We start from the raw sequence: 466 nt of genomic DNA, 5'->3' as shown, positions 1-466 counted from the left end.
GGGATCTGGACGCGGCCGGTGCTCGTCGTGACGGTGCCGTAGCTCTCCCGCGCCAAGGGAGAGGCCGGATTCGCGCCGCTCACGCTCCTCGATGCGTTGCTGCCGGCCTATGCCGACCTCCTCGCCGCCTTGAAGGCCGAGGGGGCCGAGTGGGTGCAGGTGTCCGAGCCGGTGCTGGTGCTGGACCTGAGCGAGGCGCAGAAGGCCGCCTTCGCCAGGGCCTATGCGGCGCTAGCGCCGCATAGGCCCTGGCGAAGGCGGCCTTCTGCGCCTCGCTCAGGTCCAGCACCAGCACCGGCTCGGACACCTGCACCCACTCGGCCCCCTCGGCCTTCAAGGCGGCGAGGAGGTCGGCATAGGCCGGCAGCAACGCATCGAGGAGCGTGAGCGGCGCGAATCCGGCCTCTCCCTTGGCGCGGGAGAGCTACGGCACCGTCACGACGAGCACCGGCCGCGTCCAGATCCC

General features: G+C 71.7%; 2 pseudogenes. One reads left to right on the top strand and one right to left on the bottom strand.

Going from position 1 to position 466, the window contains the following annotated elements:
- Positions 1-54: 54 nt before the first annotated feature.
- Positions 55-225 (top strand): annotated as a pseudogene (locus tag VE25_RS23535) (hypothetical protein); the annotation flags it as partial.
- Between the two features lie 16 nt (positions 226-241).
- Here VE25_RS23535 and VE25_RS23530 read toward each other — a convergent pair.
- Positions 242-412 (bottom strand): annotated as a pseudogene (locus VE25_RS23530) (hypothetical protein); the annotation flags it as partial.
- Positions 413-466: the final 54 nt, after the last annotated feature.

The sequence above is a fragment of the Devosia geojensis genome (assembly GCF_000969415.1).
GTDB lineage: Bacteria > Pseudomonadota > Alphaproteobacteria > Rhizobiales > Devosiaceae > Devosia > Devosia geojensis.
Note: the sequence above shows the minus strand (reverse complement) of the source record. Positions and strands in the feature narration are given on the sequence as shown.